The following is a 23,878-nucleotide window of genomic DNA, read 5'->3' on the forward strand; positions in this document are numbered from 1 at the left end:
GGGCTCCGGTGGTCATGCCGGTGCATAGGTCAGGGTGCTGAGCACCTGTCCGCTCACCAGGTCGGTGTAGTCCTTGCAGCGCTCGAGCAGGTCACTGTGGGTGCCCTGGTCCACCACCTGTCCGGATTCGAGGACGATGACGTGGTCGGCGTGCTGGATGGTGGACATCCGGTGGGCGACCACCAGGACGGCGCGGTCGGTCGCGATCTCGTCCACGACCTCACGCAGCTTCAGTTCGTTGAGGCTGTCCAGCTGGGAGGACGGCTCGTCGAGCAGCACCAGCGAGGCATCGGTCAGCAGGGCGCGGGCCAGGGCCAGTCGCTGGCGCTGGCCGCCGGAGAGGTTCGTGGCGCCGCCCAGGACGGTGTCGAGGCCCTGAGGCAGTCGGCCGACCTCGGCGGCCAGACCGACCCGCTCGAGCGCAGCCACGAGCTGCTCGTCGTCCGGTGCGTCCGTTCGGCCGAGCAGCAGGTTGTCGCGGACGCTGCCGGGCAGCAGCGTCGCAGCCTGGTCGACATACGCGATCCGGGCCCGCTGTTCGTCCAGCGACCAGTGAGCCGTGTCGCGGCCGAAGAGCTCGATCCGACCGGCGTCGGGTTCCAGGAACCGCTCGACGAGGGCGAGGACGGTGCTCTTGCCGGCGCCCGAGAGGCCGACCATCGCGGTCAGGCCGGTGCGGGGGACGGACAGGTCGATCCCGCGCAGGATCTTCTGGTCGCCGTAGCCGAACTCGACCTGGCGGAACCGGACGGCCGGAGCGGCGTGGTCGTCGGTGCGCCGGGCGCTGCCGGCCTGGGCCTCGACCTGGGTCGGCTCGGCCGACGTCGGCTCCGTCGGCAGAGCGAAGACGTCCTCGAAGCGCCGACGGGCCATCAGGCCCATCTGCAGTCCGCTGACGCCGGACGCCGCCATGATCAACGGAGCGGTGAGCTGCAGCAGGTAGAGCAGGAATGCGACGAAGTCCGCGAGCGACAGGTGCCCGTCGAGCATCCGGCTGCCGCCGCCCACCACCACGCTGACCAATGCGATCTGCTGGCCCAGGTTGATCACCGGGACCATCAGCGACTCCATCCGGGCGGCCCGGGTCTCCAGCGCGGCCACCCGCTCTGCCCGCTCGGCCAGCTGGTCCGCGACCCGCCGTTCGGCGCGGAACGCCTTGACGACGGTCAGTGCCTCCAGCGTGTCGACGAACTGCTGGGCGAGCGATCCGACCTCCTTCTGGACGGAGAGATAGGTGCGGCGCAGCCCGATCACCACCATGGCGATGATGCCCACGGCCAGGAGGAAGGCGGCGACGGTGACCAGCAGCAGGACCCAGTCGAGGGTGCCCATGATCACGAGCGTGCCGAGGACCGTGATCCCGGCCATCGGCAGCTGGATCGGCCCGATGTCGATCAGGTTCTTCACCCGGGCCGCGTCCGCGGTCAGCCGCGCCACCAGATTGCCGGAGCCCTCCTGCTGCGCCGTCGCCAGCCGCAGCGCCAGCGCGTGCCGCATGGTGCGGATACGCAGGCGGCAGATCAGCCGCTGGCCCATCCGGCTCAGCAGAAAGCTGGCCAGCGCGCCGGCGGCGGCGGAGCCGAAGCCCGCGCCGACCATCGCCAGCACCCGCCAGGTCAGGCTCTCCCCGCGCTCGATGGTGGCGATCAGCTGCCCGACCACCATCGGCAGCGCGAGCGTCGCCAACGTACTGACCGTGGCGAGCACACCGATCAGGACGACCTCCGTGGCCCGACCCCTGGTCAGTTCCCGCAGGACTCTCAGCTGCTGCGGCCGCTGTGCTTCTGTCGTGCTCACGGTGTTCCCACCTTCCTGTGGATAAGTCCTGTGTGTCCGGATCCTCAGCGCCGTGCGCCGCGCAGGGCGTCCCTGACCTTGACGATCCCGCCGTGCTGCAGCAGGCCGCCGGTGTAGATCCGGCTGCCGATCCGCAGCAGCGCGGCGACCGCCGCGAGCATCAGCGCGAACGAGGCGCCGACCTGCCACCACGGGACGGGGCCGACCGCCATCCGGACGGGCATCGCGGCCCAGGACACGCCCGGCACCAGGGAGAGCGCCTCGATCAGGCTCTGGTGCTTGCCCGAGACGGCCAGCGCCGGGCCGACCAGGCTGATCATCTGCAGCATGTTGACCGGGCCGATCACCCGGTTGACGTCCTCCGGCCGCGAGACCAGCGCGCCGGCGGCGGCGTACATCGTGACGAACAGCAGGTAGCCGGGGACGAACCAGATCAGCACGTTGACCGCCGCGCCGATGGTGTCCAACGGCGCCTCGACGGCGCCGGAGGCGATCGCCGCGGTGAGCGCGGCGGTGACCAACAGCAGGATCTGCACCAGGGCAGCGGTGCCCAGGCCGACGATCTTTCCGGCCAGCAGGTGCCAGGCCCGGACCTTGGCCAGCAGGACTTCGACGATCCGGCTGGACTTCTCCTCCGCCACGCCCTGGGCGATGCCCAGCCCCGAGATCATCATGAGGATGAAGAGCAGGAAGACGCCGAGGCCTGCCGTCATGGTCCGCTCCTGGGTGCGGGCGGCATCCTTGTCCAGCGTGGTGATCCGCAGCGGCTCGGGTGCCAGTGCCTGGTCGACCTCCGCCCGGGTGGCGCCCAGGGCGGTCAACTGCTGTGCCTGACGGGTCGTCTGATACGCGTGCTGAATGCTCTGCGCAAGGCCGGACGGCAGCGTGCGCAGTACGGCCACCTGGCCGCCCGGCAGCAGGGCCGCGTCGGCCTTGCCGGCCCGCACGGCCGCCTGGGCCGCTCCGGCGTCCGCGTAGTCGCGGACCTCGGTCTGCGAAGCCAGCGCGGCCGCCAGCGCGGGCTGGGCGCCGACCACGGCGACGGCGGGCCGGTCGGCGCTGGAACCGCGGAGGACGCCGGTCAGGGTGAAGGACAGGCAGAGCATGAGCGAGGTGACCGTGACCGAGATCCAGAAGGTCTTGTTGCGCAGTTGCTGGGAGATCTCCCGGCCGGCCACGATCCTGATCAGCGAAAGGTCGGCGGCCCGTCGGCGCCGGCCGGTCGCGGGCTGATCGCCCGTCAGGTCGATGGTGGGCTGATTACTCGTCAGGTCGATGGTGCTCATCCCGACACCGCCTCTCGGAAGATCTCTGCCAGGCCGCTCTCGCATCGGCCGAAGTACTCGACCTCGCCGGCGGCTTGGGCGGCGGCGAGGACCTCCCGGGCGGCCCGGGGTCCGTCTGTCAGAAGCGTCGTGGTGCGGCCGTCCTCGGACAGCACGCGTACCCCCGGCACCCGGTCGGCCCAGCCCCGGGTCGCGCCGGTGAGGGTGACCTGCAGCTGCTCGCCGCCGGCGTTGCGGCGCAGTTCCGCCACGGTTCCCTGCGCCACCAGGGTGCCGGCGCGGATGATGCCGACCCGGTCGCAGAGCCGCTCGACGAGTTCCAGCTGGTGGCTGGAGAAGACGATCGGCACGCCCCTGGCCGCGAACTCGAGCAGTGCGGCGGCCATCGCGTCCACCGCCAGCGGGTCGAGGCCCGAGAACGGCTCGTCCAGGACCAGGACTTCCGGATCGTGGATGAGCGCGGCGGCGAGCTGGACCTTCTGCTGGTTGCCCAGTGACAGCTTCTCCAGCGGGTCCTTGGGGGAGCAGACGACGCCGAGCCGTTCCATCCACTCCTGGGCGCGGCGCTCCGCGACGCCCGCGCGGACGCCGCTGAGCCGCGCGAGGTAGACCAGTTGCTCGGCCGGCACCATCTTCGCGTACAGGCCGCGCTCCTCCGGCATGTAGCCGAAGCGCCTGCGGGTCGCCGCGTCCACCTCGGCGCCGTGCCAGCGCACGCTGCCGGAGTCGGCGGCCAGCACGCCGAGCGCGATGCGCATCGCGGTGGTCTTGCCGGCGCCGTTGGCCCCGCAGAAGCCGAACAGTTCGCCCGGTCGCACGTCGAAGGTCAGGTCGCGCAGGACCTGTCGGTCGCCGAAGCTCTTCGCGACGTTCTCGAAGCTCAGCATCGACCGTCCTCGCCCTCGGCGGGCCCGGCAGGGGCGAGTTCCAGCAGCGAGCGCACCGCGGTGGACGGACCCTGCCAGGTCACTCGCAGGCCGGCGGCCGCCACCAGGGCGAGCAACTGGTCGGCCGTGCGGGTGGGCGCCGGCATGGTGGCCCGCAGCCACAGTTCCGGTCCGGCCGCCGTCCCCGGGTCACCGGGCACCTGCAGGTTGACCTCGGCCAGAAGCACCTTGCCGGTCGGGCCGGCGGCCTCGGCGCAGCGGCGCAGGATCTCGACGGCCTGGTCGTCGCTCCAGTCGGCGAGGATCGCGGACAGCAGATAGACGTCGCCGCCGACCGGCAGCGGCTCGAAGAAGCTGCCGACGACGGTCTCGGTCCGGTCGGCCAGGCCTGCGGCCTCGAAGACCCGGCCGGCCACTGCGGTGACGTTCTTGAGGTCGATCAGGGTGCCGTGCAGGTGCTCGTGGCGCTGCAGCAGGCTGGTGAGGATCGCGCCGGTGTGCCCGCCGACATCGACGACGCGCTCGACCGGCGCCCAGTCGTAGCTGTCGATGATGAGCTCAGCGCCCCAGCCGACCCGTTCGGCGTCGCTCTGGTTCCGGGCGTCGGCCTCCAGGTCCTCGACGAAGGCCGGGTCCTCGTTGACGCTCTGCCAGTAGTCCCGGCCGAAGATCGAAGCGTGCGCCGGCTCGCCGGTCCGAACGGTGTGGACCAGGTTGACCAGCGCCATGTCGGCCCGGCCGACCAGGCCGGTCGCGCTGAGGTGGCGCCGGACGCTCTGCGGATGGTCCGAGCGGAGCGGCCCGCCGAGTTCGGTCAGCGTGTAGCGGGCATCGGCGTCACGGCTCTCTGTGTGACGGTCGAGCACGCCCTGGGCAGCCAGGTGGCGCAGCATCAGGTCGAGCAGATCCGGTCGGGTGCCGGTCAGTTCGGCGAGTGCGCCGGTACTGGTGGCGCCGGCGGCGATGTGGTCGGCCACCTTGAGGGTGGCAGCGGCACGGATGGTCGCGGGGCCGAGCAGATCGGCCATGGTCAACAGGTTGGCGGGCTCGGCTGGTTGCGCCATCGTGATTCCCCTCGGTGTTCGGGCGAACGGGTTGGCCGGCCGGCCGTGGGAGGGAGAGCGTTGCTCGGTCCCACGGCCGGCCGCGGCAGGTGCGGTTCAGCAGCCGCCGGAGATCGTCTTCGCCGAGAACTGGCTGGCCAGCCAGCTGGCGGTGGCGGAGGCGATGCAGGCCGGGGAGGTGGCGGGTGCGTCGACGGCCGAGGTCACGCCCAGCTCACGGGCGTCGCTGTACGCCTCGTAGCCGGCCATCAGGTCCTCGATCGCGGTGGCCTTCTCCATGGTTGTTCCTTTCGGGTTCTGTCCCTGGCAGGGGCGATGGGTTGTCGGCCGGTTCGGCCGGCCGAAACGGCGAGGGTGGGTCAGCAGGTGATCTCGTAGGTGGCGCCGGAGGCGGCGCTGGCACCCGCGGCGCACCACGAGGAGCTGGCGATGCTGACGGCGCAGACCGGCGTGGTGGCCGGGGCGTCCGCAGCAGCGGTGACGTTCAGCTCGGTCACGTCCGCGTAGGAGGTGTAGTTGGAAACCAGCTCCATGATCGCGGTGCTCTTGTCCATGGGATTCTCCTTGTGAATAAGGGATCTGACGGGAAAACAGAGAGCGCTGCCAGCGCTCCCAGCAATCGCGTCAGCGCCGCTTGCAGGAGACGGTGGGGCTGGGGCAGGCCGCGCGATACGGGGGACGGATCGCGCGACCTGCGGATCGGGACGGCCGGTCAGGCGGGTACGGGCACAGCCGGGCACGGCACGTGGAAGGCCGGGAAGCGGGGCGAGTCGAGGTTGCGAGCCGGGTTGTCCGGATCGATGCCGGCCTCGGTGAACCTGGCGCGGAGCACCGCGGCCAGCGGTTCGCCACCGGCGGCACTGTCCATCAGGGCGTGTGCGAGGGCGGTGGCACGGTGCTGGCCGAAGCTGAGCCCCTGCATTCCGGGGCTGCGGTCGTCCGGCTCCCAGGCGACCGACACCCCGGGGACGATCCGCTGGGCGAAGACCGAGGATTCGGGGGCCACCCCGGGCAGGCCGTCGAGCAGCGCGGCCAGCGCGGCGATGTGGTCCCAGGACTCCTGGCCGAGGTAGACGACGAGCGCGTCACGGCGCGGGTAGAGCGCCTTGGCGGACAGCACCTTGGACCGGTAGGCGACGTCGCGCTCCTCCAGGTACTCCAGGACCTGTGCCCAGACCGGGGCGGCAGCTTCCCAGCCGTCCAGGTGCACATACAGGCGGAGCAGTTCGCGGTGCGGGCTGCGCGGCGTGGTGCCGTCGACCACGAAGAAGCCGGGGGAGAGCGCGGGGCGCCTGGCCGGGACGGTGACCGCCACCACCTGGCCTTCCCGTGCGGTGTCGGCGTCGCGGACCAGCCCGGCGGGCAGCCACAGCTTCACGCCGTCGCGCTCCACCAGCAGCCGGGTGCCGCCCTTGCCGTCGTCCTCGGCGGGGCGGAGGACGAGGGCGGGAGCCGTGGTCCGCTCGTGCGGCACGGCGGTGGCCAGGTGGGCCTCGAAACCCTCCTCGCGCAGCCGGAAGGACAGTTCGCCCTTCTCCACATGCTGGCCGGCGTGCAGGATGTCGTAGAGCGCCTCAGCCAGCATCCGGCGCATGTCGCGGGAATTGTCCGTCTCGATCTCGCGGTCGGCGACGGTCGCACGTGACAGGTTGGGTGCCACCGTCAGCTGATGGGCCACCGCCCGGTACCAGCCCGGCAGGCCCTCGTCATTGGTGCTCATACCTCTTCCTTCGAAAAGCCGAGCGTGGTTGCGAACTTCTCCGGTGCCAGCAGCGCGGCCCGCCCGATGCCCGCGGCCGCCCGCTCGATGCCGGAGAGCCGGGAGGCACGGGAGCCGCCCGCCATCAGCCGGTCCAGCAGGTGCCAGCCGGCGTAGGCGGTGGCGCGGACCGGCAGGCCGGCGTCGAAGTCCGGCCGGGTGGACCGGTAGCCGTGCCAGAAGCTCTCGATCAGGGGCAGTAGACGCTGCATCTTCGCCACGCCCCGGCTGAGCACGAGTTCATGGGTGAGTTCGGCGTCGAGGAAGACCGTGTCACCGCGGGTGGTGACGATGTCCAGCACCGACCGGTACAGCCACTCGCCGGCGAACGCGCCCACATCGCGGGCGGGGTCGGCGAGCCGGAACTCCTCCCAGTCCGTGACAAGGAAGTCGTCGCCCAGAACGAGGAACTGATCCACCCGCAGGTCGCAGTGGGACGGGACGCGTGGGGTGTGCTGCTCCTGCTCGCGCAGCGCCGACACCGCCTGGACCAGTGCCTCGTCCTGCTGCATCAGCCGCCAGCCCTGGAGCTCGGCGAAGGTGAGCGTCTCGAACAGCGGCAGCGACATGCCACGCAGGAGGTTCAGCGGCGGGTGCGGCGGCACCGAACGGTCGAGTCCCGCTTCCGGCGCCACCGGGGCCGCGTGCAGCAGCCCGATGGCCCGCCCGATCTGCTCGGCGAGTTCCTCGCCGAAGGTCTCGTCGACCATCAGCTCGGCACCGTTACGGGCGCCGTTGACGTATTCGAAGACCACCAGATGGTTCTCCTCGTCGCTGCCGAGGAAGGCGGGCCCGCGCAGGGCAGCCGCCGGCAGGCCGGTGGCGAACCGCTCGAAGGCGAGCATCCGGCCCATCCGGGCGCGCACGTCCTCCTCGGGGCCGATCAGGCGCTTGACGAACACCCGGCGCCCGCCGACGGTCTGCCCGGCCCACGAATCGTTCCGCCCGACCGGGGCCACCAGCGAATCCCGCAGGAACGGGCCGAGACCCAGATCGTCGAGCAAAGCGTCCACAACCGGAAAATCGTCCAGATCGCGCGGCTTGAATGCCGGTGCGGCGGGATTCGCCGAGTTCTCAAGGGCAGGGCGCGCGATGACGGAAGTATTTCCGCTCATTATTCCTCGCATAGTCGTGATCCGACACGAACGGATCGTGCTCGCAGCCTGATGCCGACGGCCCGGCTACTGCCAGCCGTTGACGTCCATCGACTCCAGCTGCCAGCCGTTGACGTGGGCCTGGATCCCGACCGAGACCGAAGCCTTGTCGCCGCTCCCCGCAGCGAAAGCCGAACCGGCGAACACCGGCGAAACCACAATCGTCAGCGCAGCGCCCACAGCAGCGACAATCCGTCGGGCGTTACCGGCGATGAATTCCTTGCTCATTTCGTTCCCCCTGGTTACTTCGTCTGAGGAAAACTCTGCCAGCGCGCAGGGGCCGGAACCATGGAATCGGATGTCAACTTGCTGCAGACGGCGGTGCACCTGCATTTCGTCGGCGCAGCTTCATGCAACCGCCGCACCTTCACGGCAATCGGCCATCCCGGTCCTGGCTCGGCCCAGTGCCTTTCGGGTGGCCGAGATCAGGGCATGCGATCGGGTGTCCACCTCCCCTCGCCGCGGCCGCGCCATCCCCTGGAGCGGCCGCGCCCGTCGGCCGCGCTCCGCCCTGGGAAGGGTGCTACCACCTGGGCTCGCGACACGCACACCGTGGAGGGGAGGTGTCGCAGCCGCTCGACGTCCACCGCCGCCGCCCTGCCACACGCGCGGTCGTCGTCGCACCCCGCGGGTCCGGCGCCGCCCGTCCGACCGGCCGTGCCATGGCCGACGCGCCGTAGAAAGGAGAACCGCATGGCGATGACGACCGAACTGGCCGATCCGACCCAGGAAATGCCGGCGCTGGAGGCGGAGACCTTCGAGATCGAGGACTACGCCGAAAGCCAGGGCAAGCTGCTCGGCGTCAGCTCCACGAGCTGCGACAGCAGCAGCTGCTCGTCCAGCACGACGAGCACCACGAGCTGCAGCTGCGCCTGACAGCGTCCCCATCCACCGTCGCACCGACGGCCCATCCACCATTGTGAGGAGAACGCACATGACCCCGAAGACGGATCTGGCTGACCTGGCCCAGGAGATGCTGGCCCTGGAGTCCGAGACGTTCGAGATCAACGACTACCCGGACACCCAGGGCGTGCTGCTCAACGCCACAGCACCAGCTGCGACAGCAGCTGCTCGTCCAGCACGATGGAGCCCAGCTTGCGCCTGTTCATCGACAAGGTCCTGCCGAACCTTTGACCGGAGATGACCGAGGCAGCAAGTCGGCACGGGCGTGACGCCGTCAGGATCAGCAGGCGAACGAGCCTACGAAGCCAAAAGCTCCGCATCGGCCACGACGCGCGCGAGCGGGCCATCGAGGCCCTGACCGAGCACAGCCGCGAGGGCCGGCTGAGCATCGACGAGTACGGGGACCGCCTCGCGGCCGCTCAGGAGGCCGTCTCCCGCGAGGACCTGTCGGCCCTCTTCACGGACCTGCCCGAGCCGCACCTCCACCGCCCGGAGCCCGCCGCGCCGGCGGCCACGTCCCCTCACCGGCCGACCGTACGGGAACGCCTGACCCGGGCGAGTGTCCCCGTGGGTGCCGTTGCGGCGGTGGGCCTCACAACCGCCACCGGTAACTGGCTGTTCATGTTCCTCACCCCACCGGTGACCTACGCGGTTGAGTCCCTCCTCCGAGGCGCCCGGTCCCGCCGCCACGGCTGACGCCGGTCCGCTCACCGTCCCCGCAGCGCGGACAGCGCCCTCGACTGCGATCCGGCACCACCCCGCAGTGGGGGTTTCTTTGCTCTGCATCGACAGGCCCCTGACCTGTGGCTTTAAAGTTTTGCTCAAGGCCCACGAAGGCGTGGGTGGGCGGTTCAGGACGTGGGGATGTGGGTGAAGCGGGACGCCGTGTGGAGGTCGGACTCGATGCGGTCGGCGGTCGTGCGGAGCGCGGGGAGGATGTCGTGGACGCAGTCCTCCAGGGTGCGGCGGGCCGCGTGGGTGGCGACGTTCACGGCGGCGACCGCACGGCCGGCCCGGTCCCGCAGCGGTACGGCGATGGATCGCAGGCCCGACTCCAGTTCCTCGTCGACCAGGGCGTAGCCCCGGGCGCGGACCTCGGCGAGGGGCGGGGGGAGGGAGGAGGGGGTGTCGGCGAGGAGGACGCGGCCGAGGGAGGTCGCGGCGGCGGGCAGGCGGGCGCCGACGGTGATGTGGACCGTCAGGACGCGGCTCGTGCCCGCTCCGGCCGTGTACTGGATCTCCGTGCCGTCGGGGGTGAGGACCGCCAGCGCGGTCGGCTCGTGCAGGCGGTTCGCCAGGGAGCGCAGGTGCGGCTCGGCCAGGCGGGGGAGGGTGGTCCGGGACAGGGGAGGGAAACCGAGGCCGAGGACGCGCGGGGTGAGGGTGAAGGTGCGGTCCGGCTGTGCCGACACCAGGCCCAGGTGCTCGTGGGTGAGCAGCGCGCGGCGGGCCGTGGCCCGGGCCAGGCCGGTCGCGTGGGCCACCTCGCTCAGGGACAGCGCCGCGCGGCCCTCGCCGAAGGCGGCCGGCACGGTCAGGCCGCGCGCCAGGGACTCCACGAAGTCCCGGCCCAGTCGGTGTTTGGACGCCGTGGTCCAGGTCGCGAGGCCCGAGGGCGGCGGGCCCGGCTCGGGCGGGGGGGCGGTGCGCAGTTCGGACTCCATCGCCGCCACCGCCGTACGAAGGCGGGGGAGGAGGGTGGCGCGCAGGTCGGTCGCCGAGTGGCGGCTGGTGTGGCTGACCACGCTCGCCACGCAGGCGGGCCGGCCGGTGCCCGGGTGCCGTACGGGTACGGAGATCGCGACCAGGCCCGGTTCGATGAGCTGGTCGTCCACGGCCCAGCCGTCCCGGCGGGCCCGCTCCACCCGTGCCGGGAAGGCGGAGTCGTCGGCGGGCACCTGTTGCGGGGGTACGGAGGGGAAGGTCGCGTCCGTCGGGTCCGCGGCGCGGCGGGCGCGCCAGCGGGTCCAGTCCGGCTCGGTCCACTCGGTCGCGAACAGGGGGCCGGGGGCGGTGCGTTCGGCCGGGAGCAGGTCGCCGATGCGGAAGCTGACGGACATCGCGCGGCGGCGGGTGGCCTGGTGGATGAAGCGGATGCCGTCGAGGTCGGCGACCGCGAGTGACACCGACTCGTCCAGTTCGTCGGCGAGGGCGTCGGCGTGGGCGCCGAGCAGCGCGGGCAGGCGGAGGGCGGCCAGGTAGGCGTTGCCCAGCTCCATCACGCGGGGGGCCAGGACCACGTCCCGGCCGTCGAGGCGGACGTAGTCCATCCGGGAGAGGGTCGCGGTGATCCGGTCGACCGTGGAGCGGGCGAGGCCGGTGGCCCGTTCCAGTGCGCTCGGGCTCAGCGTGCCGCCCGCCTCGGTCAGCCGCCGCAGCACCCCGACCCCGCGCAGCAACGGCCCGACCGCTTCCCCCGTCTCGACACGGGCGTCGGCATCCAGTGCGGTCTTCGCGGGCATCGGCTCTCCGGTACGGCGTTCGGGCAGGCCTACGGTAAACCGCCGAGCGGGCGTCACGGGACGGCGCCGCCGTGGCCGTTCCCGCGGCCACGACAGCGGGGGTGGGGGGCCACCGGTACTTCTGCCATGTCCCTGCCGTCAGCTCCCATGGCCCGGCACGGCGAGCGCACGCTTCCGGTGCCTCGGTACGCCCCTGCTTCCCCCTGCCTCCCCTACTTCCGTGTCACCCGCACCCGGTAGTTCCCGTCCTCGTCCCTGCTGACCACCTGCACGGTGACGCCGTGGCGCGGGTCCTTGAAGGTCTCGCCGGGGGAGAAGGGGGCGTCGGAGAGTTCTGCCTGGACGTTGGGGCTGCGGGTGCAGCCGCCGCTGTCCCGGTGGCTGTCGTACACCGTGACCGGTCCGCGTCCGGTGTCGATGGTGCCGTCCACCTTGTAGATCAGCACACCCGGCCGGCACACCACCTCGTCGTTGCCGCCCTGTTCCCGCACCTCCAGGGCGTACGAACTGCGCGCGTCGACGGGGACGAGGACCAGCTTTCCGCCGCCCGGCCGGTACAGCGGTGTCAGCGCGTACTCGACGCTGCCCCGCGCCGCCGCGCAGCCCACCTGGGAGCCGTCCAGCCAGCCCAGCTTCCACTTGTGCCAGCCGAGCAGGTCGTTGTCGGCCCCCCAGTCCTCGCTCATGATGTCCCAGTGCCCGACCGCGCTCCCGCCCTCCTGTGTGTACAGGTCGGGCAGGCCGAAGGTGTGGCCGTTCTCGTGCGGCAGCACCCGGTAGCCGGTGCGGGAGTAGGAGCCGGAGCCGTCGTCCTGGCGGGAGTAGACGAAGGACGCGTTGGCGATGGTGACGCCGTCGGCGACCGGGGCGTCGCCGTTGCCGGCGAAGGTCACGGACAGGACCGTGTCCAGGGCGGAGGGGCCGGCGTTGGGGGTGACCAGGACGTTGAGGATGTCGTACGCGCGGAAGTCCACCTTCGGATCGGCCGCGGCCACGATGTCCTGCACCAGTTGCCGGTAGCCGGGGTCGAAGGGCGCGCCGCGCTCTATGCCGTACCCCTTGAAGGGCTTGGGCATCCGCAGCCATGTGGTGATCGGGGTCTCCGGCTCGTAGTCCAGGCGGCCGTACGACGCGGTGCGGAACCACTCCTGGGTCTGCGGGAAGAACTCGTGGAAGCGGTCCATGGCGCTGCCCTTTCCGGGCGCGTCGGAGAAGTCGACCATCAGGGTCAGGGCGTGGAGCGTGCCCGTGGAGTGGGCGTAGCCGTGCGGGGTGGGCAGGCCCTCGGTCATCTGTACGTCGACGGCACCCTGGACCGCGCAGGGCGCGAGGGCGGAGCGGGCCGTGCCGATGGGCCCGGCGGTGGTGGGCGCCGGCAGGCGTCCGGTCCCGGCCGAGGTGCCGACCGCCAGGGTCAGCGCGGTCACCGCGGCGAGAGCGGCCGTCCGGCGCGGGCGTATGCGACGGCGGGTGCGAGCGGGGCGTACAGCGGGGCGTATGCGGCGGCGGGGTGGCTGCGGCTGCATGCATGGGCCTCTCGCTCCACGGCAGCCGTGGTCTGTCGGCTGCACCCTTGCGCTCACCCTGTGTCGGCGGGGTGCGGGCCGCTCGCTGGAGGAGACCGATCGTGGGAATGCCGGTCCGCACGGGAGTGAATTCCGGCGGGAGGTGAGTGTGTCTCAGGTCACAGGCGCTCTTTTTGTGGGCGGGAAATAACCGGGGACCCTCTCCCCGTTTAACCGTGTGTCCGAGCGAACCGGGGACTGCCTCCCCGGATCGCCCCCGCCTCTTCGAGGAGTACACCGTGCCGACCGCGAGCATCCCCGCACCGCGCAAGGTGACCCGGCCGCGCGCCGACGCCGTGCGCAACCGGGAGCGGATCGTCACCGCCGCCCGGGAGATGTTCGTCGAGCACGGCCCGGACGTGCCGCTCGACGAGATCGCCCGCCGGGCCGGCGTCGGCAACGCCACGGTGTACCGCAACTTCCCCGACCGTGAGGCCCTGGTCCGCGAGGTCGTCTGCTCCGTCATGGACCGTACGGCCGAGGCGGCCGAGGTGGCCCTCGCCGAGACCGGGGACGCCTTCGCCGCGCTGGAGCGGTTCGTGCACGCCTCCGCCGACGAGCGGATCAGCGCGCTCTGCCCGATGATCTCCAGCAGCTTCGACAAGCACCACCCCGACCTGGAGGCCTCCCGCGAGCGCGTCGAGCAGCTCGTCGAGGAGGTCATGGGCCGGGCCGTGGCGGCCGGACAGCTCCGGTCCGACGTCGGGGTCGGCGACCTGATGATCGCCGTGGCCCAGCTGAGCCGGCCCCCGGCCGGCACGGACTGCCTGCGCGGCGACCGTTTCGTCCACCGCCACCTTCAGATCTTCCTCGACGGCCTGCGGGCGCCCGCCCGCTCCGCCCTGCCGGGCACGGCCGTGACCATCAAGGAGCTGCGCGAGTGCTGACCGATTAGTTCGGCTCCCGATCCCAGTCCACCCGTACGTCCCTTCGTACGAGCTGTACGCCCTGTACGCCCGACCTTCCGGCCGTCAGCGTCGACGAGCCGTTCCCTGCGCCTGCCGCTTTGCCGTCCTGTTTCTCCGTACTCCTCCGTACTCCTCCGTACTCCTCCGTACTCCTCCCTAGTCCTCCGTAGTTCTCCTACCTCGTCTTTTTCCGTCACGAAGTCCCGAAGTGGGTACCTCCATGTCCGATACCGCCCGTAAGGCTCCCGGCGCCACCGCGCCGGCCGGCTTCGCCGCACAGTCCGGCGACGCCAATCGCTGGAAAGCGCTCGTCTTCATCGCGCTCGCCCAGCTGATGGTCGTCCTCGACGCCACCATCGTGAACATCGCCCTGCCCCACGCCCAGACCGACCTCGGCATATCCGACGGCAACCGGCAGTGGGTCGTCACCGCCTACGCCCTCGCCTTCGGCGGTCTGCTGCTCTTCGGCGGCCGTATCGCCGACAAGTGGGGCCGCAAGCGCGCCTTCGTCACCGGTCTGACCGGCTTCGCCCTCGCCTCCGCGCTCGGCGGTGCCGCCACCAGCGGCGCGATGATGTTCGGCGCCCGCGCCCTCCAGGGCGTCTTCGGTGCCCTGCTGGCCCCGGCCGCGCTCTCGCTGCTCGCGGTGATGTTCACCGACGCCCGTGAGCGCGCCAAGGCGTTCGGCATCTACGGCGCCATCGCCGGCGGTGGCGGTGCCGTGGGCCTGATCCTCGGCGGCTTCCTCACCCAGTACCTGAACTGGCGCTGGACCTTCTTCGTGAACATCCCGTTCGCCGTCGTCGCCGCGCTCGGCGCCTACTTCGTCATCCGTGAGCCCGAGGGCGGCCGAAACCGCTCCCCGCTCGACATCCCCGGCGTGGTCCTGTCCACCCTCGGCCTGGTCGCCCTCGTCTACGGCTTCACCCGTGCCGAGTCCGACGGCTGGAGCGACGCGGTCACCATCGCCATGTTCATCGCGTCCGTCGTGCTGCTCACCGCGTTCGCGTGGGTCGAGTCCCGGGTCAAGGCCCCCCTGCTGCCGCTGCGCGTGGTGACCGACCGCAACCGCGGCGGCATCTACCTCTCGCTCGGCCTCGCGATCATCGGCATGTTCGGCCTGTTCCTCTTCCTGACCTACTACCTCCAGGTCGTGAAGGGCTACTCGCCGGTCAAGACCGGCTTCGCGTTCCTGCCGATGGTGGCCGGCATGATCACCGGCTCCACGCAGATCGGCACCCGGCTGATGACCCGGGTCCCGGCCCGCTTCCTGATGGGCCCCGGCTTCCTGGTCGCCGGTCTGGGCATGCTCATCCTGACCCAGCTGAAGATCGACTCCGCCTACCTCACCCAGCTGCTGCCCGCCATGGTGCTGCTCGGCCTCGGCATGGGTACGGCGTTCATGCCGGCGATGTCGCTGGCCACCCAGGGTGTCCAGCCGCGGGACGCCGGTGTCGCCTCCGCGATGGTCAACACCTCGCAGCAGGTGGGCGGCGCGATCGGCACCGCCCTGCTGAACACCATCGCGGCCTCGGCGACCACGTCCTACGTCAAGGGCCACATCGCCGGTGCCGCCGCCAGGCCGCAGCAGGAGCTGGTGAAGCTCCAGGGCATGGTGCACGGCTACAGCATGGCGATCTGGTTCGCCGTGGGCATCCTCGGGCTCGCCGCCCTGATCGCCTTCACCTTCGTCAACGCCGGCCGCCCGGGCGGCACCGAGGTGATCTCCGGCGAGGGGCAGGGCGAGGGCATCGAGGACGAGGTGCCGGTGCCGGTGGTGGCCCACTGAGCACCCGTACGGTGATTCACCAGTGATCTAGCGGAGCCAGGGCAGGTCCGCACCCACTTCATCGGGCTGGAGGCCCTCGGCGATGATCTCCATGATCTCGCCGAGGGCCTTCTGCTGCTGCGGGCTGAGCCGGTCGAACATCGCCTGCCGTACGGCGTCCACATGGCCGGGGGCGGTGCGCGCGAGCACCTCGGCGCCCTCGTCGGTGAGCACCGCGAACTGGCCGCGCTTGTCGGAGGGACAGTCCTCGCGGCGCACCCAGCCGTTCTTCTCCAGCCGCGCGATCGCGTGCGACAGCCGGGAGCGGGTGATCTTCGCCTGCATCGCCAGCTCGGTCATCCGCAGCCGGCGGCGCGGGGCCTCGGCGAGACCGACGAGCAGGCCGTAGTAGATGTGCGGCATGCCCGCGTCGCGCTGCAGCTGCCGGTCGAGGTGGTCCTCCAGCAGGGTGGTGGCGTGCAGATAGGCGCGCCAGACGCGCTGTTCCTCGTCGGTGAGCCAGCGGTGCTGTGCGGCGGAGCCGGGTGCCGTGTTCATGTGTCCCACTGTACGAGGCAGCTCCTTGAAACTTGAACAAGTCGGGCGTACCGTTGTCGGTATAGAGCTTGAGAGTTAAAGCATCTGGATCGACTGCTGGAGCCGCCGCCATGTCCTCCGCCGCACAGGAGACGCACACCGTCGCGCAGGAGCGCATGCCCGCGCTGTACCTCAGCCACGGCGCCCCGCCGCTCGCCGACGACCCCGTCTGGCCCGGCCAGCTCGCCGCCTGGTCCGCCGCTCTGCCCCGGCCCAGGGCGATCCTCATGGTCTCCGCCCACTGGGAGGAGGCCCCGCTCGCGCTGGGCGCGGTGCGGACCGTCCCACTCGTCTACGACTTCTGGGGCTTCCCCGAGCACTACTACCAGGTGCGGTACGCCGCCCCCGGCGCCCCGGAGCTCGCCGAGTCCGTCCGCAAGCTGCTGCGCGCCCCCGGCACCCCCGTCCAGGACATCCCCGACCGCGGCCTCGACCACGGCGCCTACGTCCCCCTCGTCGAGATGTTCCCGGCCGCCGACATCCCCGTCCTGCAGATATCCATGCCCACCCTCGACCCGGTGCGGCTGATGGACATAGGCCGCAAGCTGGCGCCGCTGCGCGACGAGGGTGTGCTGATCGTCGGCTCCGGCTTCTTCACCCACAACCTGGCCGCCCTGCGGTACGCGGGGACGGGCGTGCCCAGCTGGTCCTCCGAGTTCGACGACTGGGGCCGGCGCGCGCTGGAGGCCCGCGACTGGGACGCCCTGCTGGACTTCCTGGACAAGGCCCCGGCCGGCCGCTACGCCCACCCGCGCACCGAGCACTTCGCCCCGCTCTTCGTCACCATGGGCGCGGCGGAGGCGGGCGGCGAGCTCGACGCCCAGAGGTCCGTGATCGACGGGTTCTGGATGGGCATGGCGAAGCGGTCGGTGCAGTTCGGGTGAGCCGCGCGTCCCGGCCGGGGCCGTGCCCCTAGCCGAGGTCCTTCTCGTACCAGGCCACGTCCCAGTAGCGGCCGAACTTGCGGCCGACCTCGCGGTACGTGCCGACGTGCCGGAAGCCGAAGCGGGCGTGCAGCCGCTCGGAGGCCTCGTTGGGCTGCGCGATCCCGGCGTAGGCGCGGTGCACGTCCTCGCCGGCCAGCGCCTTGAAGAGGGCGTCGTAGAGGAGCGACCCGATCCCGCGGCGTCCGGCGTCCGGGGCGACGTAGACCGAGACCTCCACGGACGTGACGTACGCGGGCTTCGGGCGGTAAGGGCTGGATGTGGCGTACCCCAGAATCTCCTGTGACTCCGCATCTGTGGCAACCATCAGGCGGTGCGGGCCGTCTTCCGGGTGGGAGAGCAGCCAAGGGCGGCGCTCTTCCGGAGTGAAGATCGCGGTATCGAACGTGATGGCCGTCTCGCGTACGTAGTGGTTGTAGATCGCCGTGAGGGCGTCGAGATCACCCTCGGCCCCCGCTCTGACCTGCACCTCTGTGCGTTGCGTCGGCATCGCGCCTCCCGTGTGGCGGACAGGGTACTGCATGATCAGAAAAATTGGGGGGCGGGTTGGGAATTCTGTCCGGATTCCAGTCGTTGTTTCCCACGGATGCAGGGCACTCGGAGAGAGTCGCCAGAGACACTCCCCCGATGCCGAGCGTTCATCAGGACCACCCGCCAGCCCACCATCGCAAGGGAGCACGCATGGCAACCCGTGCCGTCGCCCGTCGTCAGTCCGCCACCGGCGAGACGGCCGACTCGGCAAGCAGTGTTCGCGCTCATGGCGGCGAGATCGCGGACCGCGACCTGGTCGGCATGTACCTCGACGAGATCGCGCGTACGCCGCTGCTCGACGCCGCAAAGGAGGTCGAGCTGTCCCAGACCATCGAGGCGGGTGTGTTCGCGCAGCAGGTCCTCGACGGCGAGGAGGAGTCCGCGTCGGACGCCACCCGCGAGGAGCTCCAGGCCCTGGTCGCCGCCGGCGAGCGGGCCAAGGACATCTTCATCCGGTCCAACCTCCGCCTGGTCGTGGCGGTGGCGCGCCGCTACCCCCGTAGCGGTCTGCCGCTCCTCGACCTGATCCAGGAGGGCAACGCCGGCCTGGTGCGCGCGGTCGAGAAGTTCGACTACCGCAAGGGCTTCAAGTTCTCGACGTACGCCACCTGGTGGATCCGTCAGGCCATCACCCGCTCCATCGCCGACCAGTCCCGCACCATCCGGCTCCCCGTCCACCTGGTGGAGGAGCTGGGCCGCATCCGCCGCGTCCAGCGCGAGTTCAACCGGGAGAACGGCCGCGACCCGGAGCCCGCGGAGATCGCCGCGGAGCTGGGCGCCACGCCGGAGCGCGTCATCGACGTCCTCGACTGGGCACGCGACCCCGTCTCGCTGAACATGTCGGTGGACGACGAGGGCGAGACCCAGTTCGGCGACCTGCTGGAGGACACGTCCGCGGTCAGCCCCGAGCAGTCCGTCCTCACCCTCCTGCGCAGCGAGGAACTGGACGACCTGATCGGCCGCCTGGACCAGCGCACGGCCTCCATCATCAAGATGCGCTACGGCATCGAGGACGGCCGCGAGCGCACCCTGACCGAGGTCGGCAAGGAGCACGGCCTGACCCGCGAACGCATCCGCCAGATCGAGAAGCACGCTCTGCTCGAACTGAAGAAGCTGGCCCGCCAGACCGGCTTCGACGCGGCGGCGTAAGGGGTTCGGGTGCCGGTGCCGGTGCCGGTGCCGGTGCGGTGAGGGGGTGCCTGTGAGGGGAGGCAGGGGCGCGACGCCGGGGCGCGGCGCTGCGCAACGCCTGGTGCCTGTGGGCGTACGGTGCCTGAGGGAGCGCACGCCGGTGGCGGAGGACGGCGCAAACATGGCGTGGTCCCATCGCTTCAACTGCCGGGCCCACGGGAACAACCCTTGCGGGCCCCACAGCAGCCAGGCCCCGGAACCGCACTCCCCACGCACCGCACAGACCGGCCGACCCCACGCGCCCACCCGCACGACCCGACCCGCACAGCCAGGTCCCGACGCTCATCCCCCCCCGGCGCCGGGACCTTCCCAGCCGGGCCTCGGCACCTATCCCCCCCGGGTGCCGGGGCCCGGCTTCATCTGTGTCTCCATAGGCAACATCCCCTGTGTTCGGGCCGGTTGAGGGGTGGGATCCGTCAACGCGTCACTCGAATCCGAACGTTGGCATCAAGCCACCGCCCGCGCACGCAACGCCGCGGTCGCCCAGTCGATCACCGGGGGCACCGGCTCGGGAGCCGGCCGCCCGTTGACGACGGCCGGCAGGCAGAGGCAGGCGTCCCTGCGGGGTTCGCGCGCGGATTCGAGGCGCTGGAGCAGCCACGCGTACGGCGTGACGGTGGCCGGCCTGCCCGGAGGCGGGGGCGCACCGGCTGACGAGGGCCGCGACGTCGGCATCCGCTTCCGGCGCTTCGGGCCCGGTGCCGGACGCCAGAGCGGTGCCCACGACATCCCGGGCGACAGCGACGACATCCGGCGCGGGCGGTGTGGCCACGCTCTGCTCGGGCCCGTTCCGATTCCCCGCGTGCTCCTGGAACTCGGAGGTGAGGGAACATCGTAGCCCGGTCTTGGCGGGGTGAGGTGTGCCTGCCGGTGAGGGCCGGGGTGTGAGGGCGGGGACGGTGCCTCGAAGACTGCGCCGAGGAAACCGTTAGTCAGGCGTCGCCGTTCCGCTGCGGACAGGGTCGCCAACCGGCGCATGAGCTCCATCTCCTCCAGGGTCGGCTCACGCCTGGCGGACACGGCGGACAGCACCGCCCGGCGCAGGCGCAGCACACTGATCTGCACGTCCGGTGCGGCCGCCTGTTCGGCGGCGACCCGGCCCAGGAGAGCGGCCGGTCCGCGATCCGCCGGATCACCTCCAGGCCGAGGCCGAGTTCGCGCAGTGTCCGTACGAGCGCCGGCCGGGCGACCGCCTCGGGGCCGTAGCGGCGGTAACCGGCCGGCGTGCGGCTCGCCGTGCCACGAGACGCCGAGCCGAAGAGAAACGGATCGTCCTGACCGACAGCCCGGTGCGCCGGGCCGGTTCATCGATCGAGTGCGAGATGCCGGAGTGCATGAGCCCGCCTTCCGGTCTTCCCCGGCGGGAGGCTCAAGTCCGCGCGGTGGGCGGGGCGGTGGAGCGTCCTGGAGCGACGGCCCACCCCGTACCTGAACCCCGGGGTGGACCGTCGGATGGCAGATTCTGCCACATGGGCATAGCCTGCCGGGATGAGCACCACCCCCAGCGCCACCAGGGGCATCTTCCCCAGCACCGACCGCCGGCCGCCTTCCGCCCCCGCGCCGGTCTCGCTGACCGAACGGCGCAAGGCCGAGACCCGGATGGAGATCGCCCGGGCGGCGGCTGCCCTGTTCGTCCGCCAGGGCCTGCGGGCGACCCGCGCCGAGGACATCGCACAGGCCGCCGGCATCGCACCGCGCACCTTCTACCGTTACTTCGCCACCAAGGAGGAGGCGGTCGCCCCCCTCTACGCGGCAGGCGCGCAGCGCTGGGCGGAAGCGGTCCGCTCGGCCCCGGACCGGCTCAGTGTTCCCGAGGCCCTGGAGCACGCCGTACACCACACCTTCACCCCCGGCGCGGGTGTCTCGGTGGCGTCCTGGGAATGGGTCCGCACCCTGATCCGCCTCGCCGACTCCAGCCCCGCCCTGCGCAAGGTCTGGGCAGAGGTCTGCCAGGCGTCGGAGCAGACCCTGGCCGAGATCCTGGCGCACCGGATTGCGTCAAGCGGCCGACGCGGTACGGGAGTCGGGTCAGCCGGAAGCGGTGACGACGCCGGAAGCGGTGAGGCCGCAGCCGGAAGCGGTGACGACGCCGGAAGCGGTGAGGCCGCAGCCGGAAGTGGTGACGACCCCGGAAGCGGTGAGGCCGACGCGGTCGAAGGGCGACGCGACACCACTGCCCCGGGGCCCACGGCCCCCGCACAGGTGACCCCCGGCCTCCGCTTCGCCGCGGCCGTCGCCGGCACTGCCGTCCGCGTGGCCGTGGAGTCCTGGGCCACCTCCTCCTCCCCGCCCAGCGGCCCGGAGGGCCCCGCGGCCCTGGCGCTGCGCAACCTCCGGTCCCTGCGGGACTTCCAGTGGGGCGAGGGCTAGGTCTGGGCCAGGCCGTCACCGAGGGCTTCCCGCTCGGGGGCGTCCGCCCCGGCCCGGCTCAGCCGACCACCCAACTCCCGTACCGCTGCCCCCAGTTCATCCGGTCCGTGCACCGTGAACTCGTACCCCGCCATCGCCGGCCGCACCGCCAGCCACTCCGGGGGATCACTGACGCTGCCCCGCAGCACACAACCTCCCTCGCCGTCGTCCTCCGGCGCCCCGAGCCACGCCGACAGGCGGGCGGAGACCTGCTCCGCCGGCGCGACGAACCGCACCGCGAACGCGTAGGTCTCCTGCCGCCGGTGGATGGACCGCCGCAGGTACTCCGCCGCGCTCCCGGTCGGCAACTCCCCTGGCACGAAGCTGACTCCGGTCGCGAACGGCGAGCTCACCCGGTCCACCCGGAAGGTCCGCCAGTCGCCGCGGTCGAGGTCGTACGCGACGAGGTACCACCGGCGCCCGGTCGACCCCGGCCCGGGTCGGCCCGGCCCTCGTGCACGCCTTCCAGTACGCGCTGGGGTGGGTCGCCGGGATCATGGGCGCGATCTTCCTGCTGATGTCCGCCCTGCCGAGACGGTCGGCTCAGCACATGGAGGGGGCCGGAGCGGAGCCGGCCGTGGCCGAACGGGAACCGGAACTGGTGGCCTGACCAGTCACGACGAGGCCCGTCACCCCCCAGGTGCCGGGCCTCTCTGCTGCTCCGAGCGCCCACGGACGTCCGATCATGCCCGCTTCGGGTCTGAACCTGTTTACTTTCCGGAAATCCGGGCGTAGCCTCGCATCGAAGCCACACGTTCGGGCATCACCCGGAAGCGAACGGACATCGAGGCGGAGGCCAACGACATGTACGCACCGGAACGGCAGCAGGAGATCCTCCGGCTCGCCCGTGACGGCGGCCGGGTGGACGTGCTGTCGCTCGCCGAGGAGTTCCAGGTCACCGCGGAGACGATCCGCCGCGATCTGAAGGCCCTCGACCGCGCCGGACTCGTCCGCCGCGTGCACGGCGGTGCCATCCCGGTCGGCCGCCTGGACTTCGAACCGGACCTCACCGAGCGCGAGTCCACCGCCGCCGACGAGAAGGACCGCATCGCCAAGGCCGCCCTCGCCGAACTGCCGACCGAGGGCACGATGATCCTCGACGCCGGTACGACGGTCGCCCGGGTCGCCGCCGCGATCCCGCTGGAGGCCTCCCTCACCGTCGTCACGCACAGCCTGCCCATCGCCGCCCGCCTCGCCGACCACCCGGGCATCCAGCTCCACCTGGTCGGGGGGCGCGTACGGCACCGTACGCGCGCCGCCGTGGACGCCTGGGCACTCCGCGCGTACGGCGAGATCCGCGCCGACGTGCTGTTCGTGGCGGCGAACGGCTTCTCCGCCGAGCACGGCCTGACCACCCCGGACCTCGCCGAGGCCGCGGTCAAGCGGGCCGCGGTCGCCGCCGCCCGCCGCGTGGTGCTGCTGGCCGACTCCTCCAAGCACGGCCAGGAGCACTTCGCCCGCTTCGGCGACCTGAGCGACGTGGACCTGCTGATCACCGACAACGGGCTGAGCCCCGAAGACGCCGCCGCCATCGAGCGCGGCGGCACGGAAGTAGTGCGCGCATGATCCTCACCGTCACCCCCAACCCCTCCCTCGACCGCACCTACGAGGTCCAGGCCCTGAAGCGCGGCGAGGTCATCCGTGCCGAGACCGAGCGCATGGACCCCGGTGGCAAGGGCGTGAACGTCTCGCGCGCCGTCGCGGCCGCCGGCCGGCGTACGGTCGCCGTTCTGCCCCTGGGTGGTGCGCCGGGGGCGCTCGTCGCCGACCTGCTCGACGCGCAGGGCATCGAGGTCGCGCCGGTCCCGGTCGCCGGGGACACCCGCTCCAACATCGCGCTCGCCGAGTCCGACGGAGTGCTCACGAAGATCAACGCGCCGGGGCCGGAGCTGTCGGCGGCCGAACAGGAGCTCCTCCTGGACACCGTGCGCGAGCAGTCGCGCGACGCCGACTGGATCGCGTGCTGCGGCAGCCTGCCCCGGGGACTCGCCCCCTCGTGGTACGCCGATGTCGTCACGCGGGCCCACGCCGGGGGCGCACGCATCGCGCTGGACGCCTCGGGTCGTGCGCTCCTGGAGGCGCTGCGCGCGCAGCCCGACGTGGTGAAGCCCAACGCGGAGGAGCTCGCGGAAGCCGTCGGGCGCCCCCTGGCCACCGTGGGCGACGCCCTGAAGGCGGCCGAGGAGTTGCGCGGCATGGGCGCGCGCGCCGTGCTCGCGAGCCTGGGCGCCGACGGGCAGATCCTCGTGGAGGACGCGGGCGCCTGGTTCGCCACCGCCCACGTGGACACCGTCCGCAGCAACGTCGGTGCCGGCGACTCCTCCCTCGCCGGTTTCCTGATCGCCGGCGGGAGCGGCCCCGAGGCCCTGGCCTCCGCCGTCGCCCACGGCGCCGCCGCCGTCCAGCTCCCTGGCAGCGTCATGCCGACCCCCGCCGACCTGGACCCGTCGGCGGTGACCGTCACGGCCGAGATCCCCCTCGACCGCGAACTCACGGAGCCGGTGCCGTGACCGGGTTCGCGTTTCGTGGCACCCGCCCGGGCACCCGGCATCTGGGCGCACGCCCCACGCCCGCACGCCCGGACTCCACGCCACCGGCGCCCAAGCGGCGAGGCGCCCCCTTACTCGTCGCTGTCCGGGGGCGGCCCGGCCAC

Annotated in this window: 24 protein-coding genes and 2 pseudogenes; 11 read left to right on the plus strand and 15 right to left on the minus strand. The window is 71.8% G+C overall.

Annotated elements, in window-relative coordinates:
• Positions 1-12: 12 nt before the first annotated feature.
• From FB563_RS17400 to FB563_RS17440, 9 genes are all read right to left on the minus strand, one after another.
• Positions 13-1,797, minus strand: coding sequence for an ABC transporter ATP-binding protein (locus FB563_RS17400; protein WP_055704496.1), 1,785 nt, complete (start codon positions 1,795-1,797; stop codon positions 13-15).
• Positions 1,798-1,841: 44 nt separating this feature from the next.
• A complete protein-coding gene (locus FB563_RS17405) occupies positions 1,842-3,083 on the minus strand; it encodes an ABC transporter permease (protein WP_055704497.1) in 1,242 nt (413 codons plus the stop codon).
• The gene (locus tag FB563_RS17410; protein WP_055704498.1) at positions 3,080-3,970 is read right to left on the minus strand and encodes an ABC transporter ATP-binding protein; all 891 of its coding nucleotides are present in this window, start codon (positions 3,968-3,970) and stop codon (positions 3,080-3,082) included. The genes FB563_RS17405 and FB563_RS17410 overlap by 4 nt, the downstream gene beginning before the upstream one ends.
• The gene (locus FB563_RS17415) at positions 3,964-5,034 is read right to left on the minus strand and encodes a methyltransferase (protein WP_055704499.1); all 1,071 of its coding nucleotides are present in this window, start codon (positions 5,032-5,034) and stop codon (positions 3,964-3,966) included. The genes FB563_RS17410 and FB563_RS17415 overlap by 7 nt, the downstream gene beginning before the upstream one ends.
• Before the next feature lie 96 nt (positions 5,035-5,130).
• Complete coding sequence (locus FB563_RS17420; protein WP_055704500.1) at positions 5,131-5,313, minus strand: LxmA leader domain family RiPP; 183 nt, start codon at positions 5,311-5,313, stop codon at positions 5,131-5,133.
• An 80-nt stretch (positions 5,314-5,393) separates the two neighbouring features.
• Complete coding sequence (locus FB563_RS17425; protein ID WP_055704501.1) at positions 5,394-5,588, minus strand: LxmA leader domain family RiPP; 195 nt, start codon at positions 5,586-5,588, stop codon at positions 5,394-5,396.
• A 158-nt stretch (positions 5,589-5,746) separates the two neighbouring features.
• The gene (locus FB563_RS17430) at positions 5,747-6,754 is read right to left on the minus strand and encodes a T3SS effector HopA1 family protein (protein WP_055704502.1); all 1,008 of its coding nucleotides are present in this window, start codon (positions 6,752-6,754) and stop codon (positions 5,747-5,749) included.
• Positions 6,751-7,806 carry a class V lanthionine synthetase subunit LxmK gene (gene lxmK / locus FB563_RS17435; protein ID WP_234357595.1) on the minus strand — a complete coding sequence of 352 codons (1,056 nt, stop codon included), beginning with the start codon at positions 7,804-7,806 and terminating at the stop codon, positions 6,751-6,753. The genes FB563_RS17430 and lxmK overlap by 4 nt, the downstream gene beginning before the upstream one ends.
• 168 nt (positions 7,807-7,974) lie before the next feature.
• Complete coding sequence (locus FB563_RS17440; RefSeq protein WP_142218771.1) at positions 7,975-8,175, minus strand: hypothetical protein; 201 nt, start codon at positions 8,173-8,175, stop codon at positions 7,975-7,977.
• Positions 8,176-8,640: 465 nt separating this feature from the next.
• On the opposite strand from FB563_RS17440, the gene FB563_RS17445 reads away from it, so the two are divergent.
• The 3 genes from FB563_RS17445 to FB563_RS17455 are packed head-to-tail and all read left to right on the plus strand — an operon-like array spanning position 8,641 to position 9,546.
• Positions 8,641-8,823 (plus strand): thiazolylpeptide-type bacteriocin, encoded by a 183-nt coding sequence (locus FB563_RS17445; RefSeq protein WP_055704505.1) that lies wholly within the window; start codon positions 8,641-8,643, stop codon positions 8,821-8,823.
• 58 nt (positions 8,824-8,881) lie between these two features.
• Positions 8,882-9,091: a lantibiotic protein gene (locus FB563_RS43520; RefSeq protein WP_199832729.1), complete on the plus strand. Its 210-nt coding sequence runs from the start codon at positions 8,882-8,884 to the stop codon at positions 9,089-9,091.
• The gene (locus FB563_RS17455) at positions 9,088-9,546 is read left to right on the plus strand and encodes a DUF1707 SHOCT-like domain-containing protein (RefSeq protein WP_142218772.1); all 459 of its coding nucleotides are present in this window, start codon (positions 9,088-9,090) and stop codon (positions 9,544-9,546) included. Before FB563_RS43520 ends, FB563_RS17455 begins: the two co-directional genes overlap by 4 nt.
• A 155-nt stretch (positions 9,547-9,701) precedes the next feature.
• Here the strand turns inward: FB563_RS17455 and FB563_RS17460 are convergent, their stop codons facing one another.
• The gene (locus FB563_RS17460) at positions 9,702-11,312 is read right to left on the minus strand and encodes an IclR family transcriptional regulator domain-containing protein (protein WP_142218773.1); all 1,611 of its coding nucleotides are present in this window, start codon (positions 11,310-11,312) and stop codon (positions 9,702-9,704) included.
• 212 nt (positions 11,313-11,524) lie between these two features.
• A complete protein-coding gene (locus tag FB563_RS17465) occupies positions 11,525-12,838 on the minus strand; it encodes a M6 family metalloprotease domain-containing protein (protein ID WP_055707328.1) in 1,314 nt (437 codons plus the stop codon).
• Positions 12,839-13,116: 278 nt separating this feature from the next.
• Here FB563_RS17465 and FB563_RS17470 point away from each other — a divergent pair, with 278 nt between their 5' ends.
• Both FB563_RS17470 and FB563_RS17475 read left to right on the plus strand, forming a co-directional pair.
• Positions 13,117-13,764 (plus strand): TetR/AcrR family transcriptional regulator, encoded by a 648-nt coding sequence (locus tag FB563_RS17470; RefSeq protein ID WP_055707329.1) that lies wholly within the window; start codon positions 13,117-13,119, stop codon positions 13,762-13,764.
• 241 nt (positions 13,765-14,005) lie between these two features.
• Positions 14,006-15,574 carry an MFS transporter gene (locus tag FB563_RS17475; protein WP_199832876.1) on the plus strand — a complete coding sequence of 523 codons (1,569 nt, stop codon included), beginning with the start codon at positions 14,006-14,008 and terminating at the stop codon, positions 15,572-15,574.
• A 27-nt stretch (positions 15,575-15,601) separates the two neighbouring features.
• Here the strand turns inward: FB563_RS17475 and FB563_RS17480 are convergent, their stop codons facing one another.
• Positions 15,602-16,111, minus strand: coding sequence for a MarR family winged helix-turn-helix transcriptional regulator (locus FB563_RS17480; protein ID WP_055707331.1), 510 nt, complete (start codon positions 16,109-16,111; stop codon positions 15,602-15,604).
• A gap of 155 nt (positions 16,112-16,266) precedes the next feature.
• Between FB563_RS17480 and FB563_RS17485 the strand changes: the two genes are divergently transcribed.
• Positions 16,267-17,034, plus strand: coding sequence for a DODA-type extradiol aromatic ring-opening family dioxygenase (locus FB563_RS17485; protein WP_055707337.1), 768 nt, complete (start codon positions 16,267-16,269; stop codon positions 17,032-17,034).
• 28 nt (positions 17,035-17,062) lie between these two features.
• On the opposite strand, the gene FB563_RS17490 is transcribed toward FB563_RS17485, so the two are convergent.
• Positions 17,063-17,584: a GNAT family N-acetyltransferase gene (locus FB563_RS17490; RefSeq protein ID WP_055707332.1), complete on the minus strand. Its 522-nt coding sequence runs from the start codon at positions 17,582-17,584 to the stop codon at positions 17,063-17,065.
• A gap of 191 nt (positions 17,585-17,775) precedes the next feature.
• Between FB563_RS17490 and FB563_RS17495 the strand changes: the two genes are divergently transcribed.
• On the plus strand, positions 17,776-18,774 hold the full coding sequence (locus tag FB563_RS17495; protein WP_055707333.1) for a sigma-70 family RNA polymerase sigma factor: 999 nt from the start codon (positions 17,776-17,778) through the stop codon (positions 18,772-18,774).
• A 974-nt stretch (positions 18,775-19,748) separates the two neighbouring features.
• On the opposite strand, the pseudogene FB563_RS45200 reads toward FB563_RS17495, so the two are convergent.
• A pseudogene (locus FB563_RS45200) lies at positions 19,749-19,991 on the minus strand (hypothetical protein); the annotation flags it as partial.
• 313 nt (positions 19,992-20,304) lie between these two features.
• Here FB563_RS45200 and FB563_RS17505 point away from each other — a divergent pair.
• A complete protein-coding gene (locus FB563_RS17505) occupies positions 20,305-21,186 on the plus strand; it encodes a TetR/AcrR family transcriptional regulator (protein ID WP_079048872.1) in 882 nt (293 codons plus the stop codon).
• Here the strand turns inward: FB563_RS17505 and FB563_RS17510 are convergent.
• A pseudogene (locus tag FB563_RS17510) lies at positions 21,183-21,653 on the minus strand (WYL domain-containing protein); the annotation flags it as partial. The gene FB563_RS17505 and the pseudogene FB563_RS17510 sit on opposite strands and share 4 nt — an antisense overlap.
• A 26-nt stretch (positions 21,654-21,679) precedes the next feature.
• Here FB563_RS17510 and FB563_RS17515 point away from each other — a divergent pair.
• The 3 genes from FB563_RS17515 to pfkB all read left to right on the plus strand — a co-directional run bounded on the left by FB563_RS17515 (position 21,680) and on the right by pfkB (position 23,735).
• A complete protein-coding gene (locus tag FB563_RS17515; RefSeq protein ID WP_411573196.1) occupies positions 21,680-21,835 on the plus strand; it encodes a hypothetical protein in 156 nt (51 codons plus the stop codon).
• A 194-nt stretch (positions 21,836-22,029) separates the two neighbouring features.
• The gene (locus tag FB563_RS17520) at positions 22,030-22,791 is read left to right on the plus strand and encodes a DeoR/GlpR family DNA-binding transcription regulator (protein WP_055707335.1); all 762 of its coding nucleotides are present in this window, start codon (positions 22,030-22,032) and stop codon (positions 22,789-22,791) included.
• On the plus strand, positions 22,788-23,735 hold the full coding sequence (gene pfkB, locus FB563_RS17525) for a 1-phosphofructokinase (RefSeq protein ID WP_055707336.1): 948 nt from the start codon (positions 22,788-22,790) through the stop codon (positions 23,733-23,735). The genes FB563_RS17520 and pfkB overlap by 4 nt, the downstream gene beginning before the upstream one ends.
• Positions 23,736-23,878 lie beyond the last annotated feature (143 nt).

Source organism: Streptomyces puniciscabiei (assembly GCF_006715785.1).
Classification (GTDB): domain Bacteria; phylum Actinomycetota; class Actinomycetes; order Streptomycetales; family Streptomycetaceae; genus Streptomyces; species Streptomyces puniciscabiei.

Coding starts and splice junctions, on each gene's coding strand:
- FB563_RS17405 (WP_055704497.1), bottom strand. CDS start 3,083: ATGAGCACCATCGACCTGACGAGTAATCAGCCCACCATCGACCTGACG.
- FB563_RS17410 (WP_055704498.1), bottom strand. CDS start 3,970: ATGCTGAGCTTCGAGAACGTCGCGAAGAGCTTCGGCGACCGACAGGTC.
- FB563_RS17415 (WP_055704499.1), bottom strand. CDS start 5,034: ATGGCGCAACCAGCCGAGCCCGCCAACCTGTTGACCATGGCCGATCTG.
- FB563_RS17420 (WP_055704500.1), bottom strand. CDS start 5,313: ATGGAGAAGGCCACCGCGATCGAGGACCTGATGGCCGGCTACGAGGCG.
- FB563_RS17425 (WP_055704501.1), bottom strand. CDS start 5,588: ATGGACAAGAGCACCGCGATCATGGAGCTGGTTTCCAACTACACCTCC.
- FB563_RS17430 (WP_055704502.1), bottom strand. CDS start 6,754: ATGAGCACCAATGACGAGGGCCTGCCGGGCTGGTACCGGGCGGTGGCC.
- FB563_RS17440 (WP_142218771.1), bottom strand. CDS start 8,175: ATGAGCAAGGAATTCATCGCCGGTAACGCCCGACGGATTGTCGCTGCT.
- FB563_RS17445 (WP_055704505.1), top strand. CDS start 8,641: ATGGCGATGACGACCGAACTGGCCGATCCGACCCAGGAAATGCCGGCG.
- FB563_RS43520 (WP_199832729.1), top strand. CDS start 8,882: ATGACCCCGAAGACGGATCTGGCTGACCTGGCCCAGGAGATGCTGGCC.
- FB563_RS17455 (WP_142218772.1), top strand. CDS start 9,088: ATGACCGAGGCAGCAAGTCGGCACGGGCGTGACGCCGTCAGGATCAGC.
- FB563_RS17460 (WP_142218773.1), bottom strand. CDS start 11,312: ATGCCCGCGAAGACCGCACTGGATGCCGACGCCCGTGTCGAGACGGGG.
- FB563_RS17465 (WP_055707328.1), bottom strand. CDS start 12,838: ATGCAGCCGCAGCCACCCCGCCGCCGCATACGCCCCGCTGTACGCCCC.
- FB563_RS17475 (WP_199832876.1), top strand. CDS start 14,006: ATGTCCGATACCGCCCGTAAGGCTCCCGGCGCCACCGCGCCGGCCGGC.
- FB563_RS17480 (WP_055707331.1), bottom strand. CDS start 16,111: ATGAACACGGCACCCGGCTCCGCCGCACAGCACCGCTGGCTCACCGAC.
- FB563_RS17485 (WP_055707337.1), top strand. CDS start 16,267: ATGCCCGCGCTGTACCTCAGCCACGGCGCCCCGCCGCTCGCCGACGAC.
- FB563_RS17490 (WP_055707332.1), bottom strand. CDS start 17,584: ATGCCGACGCAACGCACAGAGGTGCAGGTCAGAGCGGGGGCCGAGGGT.
- FB563_RS17495 (WP_055707333.1), top strand. CDS start 17,776: ATGGCAACCCGTGCCGTCGCCCGTCGTCAGTCCGCCACCGGCGAGACG.
- FB563_RS17505 (WP_079048872.1), top strand. CDS start 20,305: ATGAGCACCACCCCCAGCGCCACCAGGGGCATCTTCCCCAGCACCGAC.
- FB563_RS17520 (WP_055707335.1), top strand. CDS start 22,030: ATGTACGCACCGGAACGGCAGCAGGAGATCCTCCGGCTCGCCCGTGAC.
- pfkB (WP_055707336.1), top strand. CDS start 22,788: ATGATCCTCACCGTCACCCCCAACCCCTCCCTCGACCGCACCTACGAG.